Raw genomic sequence first — 4,359 nt, forward strand, 5'->3', positions numbered from 1 at the left:
GGCCGCCGCCGGCCGCCGCGGGGGCGCCGCGCTGGCGACCGTCCTGGACCGGGGGTCGCCGCGCCTCGTCCGACGGACGATCGCCAGCGAGGCCGCGATGCTCGTCGTCTTCCGGGGGATGGCGCGGTCGCTCCGCTCGGCCGCCCGCTCCGGGGACCTGCGCGGCGACCTGCAGTTCGACCTCGTCGGCCCCCGCGGGTCGCGGCGCGCGTGGACGGTCTCCGCCGGGCCGCTGCGCGCCGTCGCGCGGCGCGGCCCCGCGCCCGCGCCGACGCTGGTGCTGCGGACGACCGCGGACGACCTGCTGCGCCTCGTCAGTGGACAGCTCGACGCGGGCGACGCCCTGCTCGACGGCCGGCTGGACCTCGAGGGCGACCTCGCCCTCGCGGTCCGGATGGGGGATCTCTTCCGGCGCTGAGGGTGACTGGCGGCCCCGGTCAGCCGGCCGGCCCGAGCAGGTAGACGACCCGCACCGTGCTGGAGAAGGTGGAGCGGCCCGCGAGCACCGGGGTGGGCGCCGCCGACTCGGCCGAGGCCGAAGACGAGTCGGACGTCGGCGTCGCGGACTCGCGTGCGTCGTCGAAGGACACCGACGACGACGGGTCCAGGTCGATCGAGCGGACGCCGATCACCCGCTGGCCCTGCGACGCGGCGGCGGCGTCGGCCCGGCGACGCGCGTCGCCCAGCGCGGCCTGCTCGGCGGCGAGGCGGCCGTCGGTCCGGCGCCCGGGGGAGAACGAGAACGACGGCCCCTCGACGCCGGTGGCGCCTGCGGCCGCCACGGCGTCGAGCGCGGGGCCGACGCGCGCGACGTCGACGACCCGCACGGAGAACGACCCGGAGGCGACCCAGCGGACGCGGATCCGGCCGGTCTTCGCACCCCGGTAGCGCTGCCGGGACAGCGAGACCGACGTCGTCGTGATGTCGGCCCGGGGGACCTGCAGCGCGCGCAGCCGCCGCACGATCGTGGCGAGCCGGGCGTTGGCCGCCCCGCGGGCGCCGGCGGAGGTCGCCGCGACGCGCCGGACCCCGGCCTCGAAGCTGCCGACGTCGGGGGCCAGCTCGACCTCGCCCTGGCCCTGCACGCCGAGCGTGGGGGCGACCGGGTCCTCCGCGCGGGCGGCCGCCGGCGCGGCCAGCGCGGCGAGGGTGAGGATCAGGACGGGGACGGGTGCACGACGCATCGCGCGAAGCTACCAGCGGGTCCGCGGCCCGCGGTCCATCCGGGCTACGGCGCGGCGGCGGCCAGCTCGCTCTTGATCAGCTTGCCCTGATCGCCGAGCGGCGTGCCCTCCCAGTCGGCGATCACGCTGGGCTGTTGGCAGCTGCCCGGCGCGTTCCAGCTCCAGATCGTCCAGCCCATGCTGTTGGCGGCGGAGCCCAGCGGCTTGTCGAAGTAGCGCAGCAGCTGCTGCGTGACGCCGGCCGAGCAGTCGTTGGTGCCGAACTCCGTCGACACGACGGGATACTTGGCGGCGACGCGGCCGAAGCCCTGGTCCCAGTCCGAGACGGTCGAGTGGAACGCCGTGTAGACGTGCGTGTCGTACGCGATGTTCGTGCCCTTCAGCGCGTGGCCCTGGAGGACGCCCGAGAGGTCGTAGGCGTACTGGAGCCCGGCGACGAGGACGAGGTTCTGGGCGCCCTGCGCACGGACCGCGTCGTAGAGCTGCTGCATGCCGACCGCCTGGAACGGCGTCCCGGCGAAGAGCACCGGGAGCAGCAGGGACGCGTTCGTCGTGCAGCCGCCGTCGCGCCAGCACGCCCACGAGACGTCGTGGGGCTCGTTGAAGAGGTCGAAGATCACGCCGGGCCGGTTGGCGTAGCGGGCCGCGACGGAGCGCCAGAAGACGAGGCTGTCGGCGTCCGGCATCGTCTGCTGCCCGCTCAGGCAGGGGCCGTCGCACTGGGCCTTGCCCTCGACGTCGGTCCAGTGCAGATCGAGGATCGCGTAGATCCCGCGGGCGTTGGCCTTCGCGACCGCGTCGTCGACCCAGCGGGCGTAGTCCGCCGCCGAGCAGCGGCGCCCGAGCCAGCCGGCCTGCGACAGCGGCAGCCGGATCGCCGTCACCTTCCAGGACGCGATGACGTCGAAGTCGTGGTCGGTGAAGTGCCCGTCGCCACCGCAGCCCTGGTAGTTCGCGGGGCCCCACTCGAGGCTGTCGCGGTTGACGCCGCGGAAGCGGAACGGCACGCCGCTGCGCATGATCCGGTTGCCGCTGGTGGTCAGCGGCGGGGTCGGGGACGCGTCCGCGGGGGAGGTGGGCGTCGACGGCGTCCCCGTGCCGGTGCCCGGGGTCGTGCCCGCCGCCGCGGGGACGGTGGCGTCGAAGGCCCGCGTGCCGCTGTCGCAGCGGATCGCCCGGCGGCCCTTCGCCCGCACGACGACGCGCGTGCGCACCGTGCCGGCGACCCCGTCGGCGTGGAAGCCGGCCGAGAGCGTGGCGCGGTAGGAGCGGACGACGCCGCCCGCGCCGCGGATCGAGAACGACTGGACGGCGCGGATCCGCTGCCCGTGGATCCCGCGCAGCCCCGAGCCCACCGCGAGGCGCTCGTCGGCGCCGCGGGAGCAGCGCGCGGCGACGTCCCAGGTCGCCGCGGCGCGCTTGCCGGCCGCGTCGGTGCGGACGACCACGGGGCCGCGCGTCGCCCGGCGGACCGTGCGCGTGAGCCCCGCGAAGGTCGTGGTGCCCGCGGGGGTGGCCGCCGCGCCGGCGACGGGGCCGCGGTCGGCCGCCACGACGACGGGGATCGACCGGGTGGTGCACGCGCGGCGGCGCCCGTCGACGCGCTCGCTGCCGGAGACCCGGAGGGCGCCGGCGGTGACGTCCGCGGCGGGTGTCAGGGTCAGCCGGTGGCTGACGGTCAGGGTGCCGTCGGCGGTCCGGACGGTCCGGCGCCCGGTGCCGGTGAGGCCCGCCGACCCCGCGCGCGCGGTCCCCGACGCGCGGACGGCGCGGACGAGCCCGGATGCCGGGCAGCGGATCGAGCTCGCGACCTCGTAGCGGGCGGTCGTGGCCCCGGCGGTCCGGCGCAGCTTCAGGTCGACGGCCGGCCTGTGGCCGGCGGCGGAGACCCGGCCGAGGCCGGAGCCGCCGCGGGCGGTGGTGGAGACCGTCCCGCCGCCCTGCTCGGCGGCCGGGGCGGCGGATGGCGCCACCGCGGCCAGGGCGACGACCAGGGTCGCCAGCGTGCCGCCCTGCGCTGTCCGGCGCCGTGTCATCGCGTCCCCATCGGTCGTACGAGGCCTCGCGATTCATTTAACGCTTGGGAATATGCGGCGCAATTCAGGGCGGCCGACAGTCCATGCGCATTCACCACAACGGATGAATGAACGAGGGCGCCTCTGGCATTTATCGGGCACACTATCGATAGATGCGCCCGGGGGTTGAAATGACGGCTGTAGATCCATTCAGACCAGGCGGCCGAGTCGGCAGCTCCATTCGCCGGCTGGTGCTGCTGGTCTGCGCGCTGAGCTTCATCGCCGCCATGATCAGCGTGGCCCTCACACCGCTGCTTCTCGGCCGACTGTACGCCGCATCCCATGACTACTCTCGGCTCAGCGACATCGGCCAGGCCTACGGGGCCGCCTCAGCGGTGATCGCCACCGTTGCCCTGGGCGTGGTTCTGGCCGGGCTGATGCTCCAGTATCGACAGTTCACCGCCAGCCGGTTGCAGGCATTAACCGACGCGGAGGATCAACTCATCCTCATCGCGATGAAGGACCCGCATTATCGACAATGCTGGGGTGCCCTCGTCGCTCCCGCGGATGTCGACGAGGGAGATTACTACTACTGCAACATGATCCTGACCAACTGGAAGCGCGCCTGGCAGCTTCGCGATCTGTCCGAAGCGCAGGTGCGCGCCTATTTGGTGAATTTCTTTGAGAGCGAGATATCTCGGCGTTTTTGGCGCGACAAGGGCGATTGGCATAAAAAGGTCAAGCCCGCCGGCCGGCGCGCGCGGCTCATCGAGATCATCAACGAGGAATACCTCCGCGCCGAGAAGAGCGGTCCGCCGTCCCGCCCCTACGAGCCGCGCACACCGGCGCAGTCCGCGCCCCGATCGCGGCGTCAGGACCTGGTAAACGCCGATCAGACCAAGGACCGGACCATCATCTCCTGAGATCAGGCGAAGTCGCCGCGCGTGATGCCGTCGATCAAGTCTCGCCAGGCGGCTTTCGGCAGCACCAGTGCGGTCTGCGGCCTCTGTGAGTTCCGGACGCCGACATCATCACCGAGGTCGGCGACCTCGACACAGTGATGATCGCTGACGCAGCGCGTGCTCTTGCGCCACGCAGCGACCGACAAATCTGGCATGTCGTGAAACTCCCGACGAGATGAGTAGCAAACGACGACACCC

At 73.4% G+C, this 4,359-nt stretch carries 5 protein-coding genes; 2 read left to right on the forward strand and 3 right to left on the reverse strand.

All coding sequences use genetic code 11. From position 1 onward, the window contains the following. A partial coding sequence (locus tag AB0L40_RS26825; protein WP_364361716.1) for an SCP2 sterol-binding domain-containing protein occupies window positions 1-418 on the forward strand: 418 nt, incomplete at its 5' end. 19 nt (window positions 419-437) lie between these two features. Here the strand turns inward: AB0L40_RS26825 and AB0L40_RS26830 are convergent. Together AB0L40_RS26830 and AB0L40_RS26835 are read right to left on the reverse strand one after the other, a co-directional pair. Continuing rightward, window positions 438-1,184, reverse strand: coding sequence for an SIMPL domain-containing protein (locus AB0L40_RS26830; protein ID WP_364361718.1), 747 nt, complete (start codon window positions 1,182-1,184; stop codon window positions 438-440). Window positions 1,185-1,228: 44 nt separating this feature from the next. After that, window positions 1,229-3,220 carry a glycoside hydrolase family 5 protein gene (locus AB0L40_RS26835; protein ID WP_364361720.1) on the reverse strand — a complete coding sequence of 664 codons (1,992 nt, stop codon included), beginning with the start codon at window positions 3,218-3,220 and terminating at the stop codon, window positions 1,229-1,231. A 230-nt stretch (window positions 3,221-3,450) separates the two neighbouring features. Between AB0L40_RS26835 and AB0L40_RS26840 the strand changes: the two genes are divergently transcribed. After that, window positions 3,451-4,122, forward strand: a complete 672-nt coding sequence (locus AB0L40_RS26840) for a DUF6082 family protein (RefSeq protein WP_364361722.1) — start codon at window positions 3,451-3,453, stop codon at window positions 4,120-4,122. 2 nt (window positions 4,123-4,124) lie between these two features. Here AB0L40_RS26840 and AB0L40_RS26845 read toward each other — a convergent pair. Next, window positions 4,125-4,359, reverse strand: a 235-nt coding sequence (locus AB0L40_RS26845; RefSeq protein ID WP_364361724.1) for a DUF397 domain-containing protein, incomplete at its 5' end; no start/stop codon positions are given.

This window comes from Patulibacter sp. NPDC049589 (genome assembly GCF_040675535.1).
In the GTDB taxonomy this organism is placed as follows: domain Bacteria; phylum Actinomycetota; class Thermoleophilia; order Solirubrobacterales; family Solirubrobacteraceae; genus Patulibacter.

Excerpts from the sequence above, each read along its gene's own strand:
- AB0L40_RS26830 (WP_364361718.1), bottom strand. The coding sequence starts at position 1,184 with ATGCGTCGTGCACCCGTCCCCGTCCTGATCCTCACCCTCGCCGCGCTG.
- AB0L40_RS26835 (WP_364361720.1), bottom strand. The coding sequence starts at position 3,220 with ATGACACGGCGCCGGACAGCGCAGGGCGGCACGCTGGCGACCCTGGTC.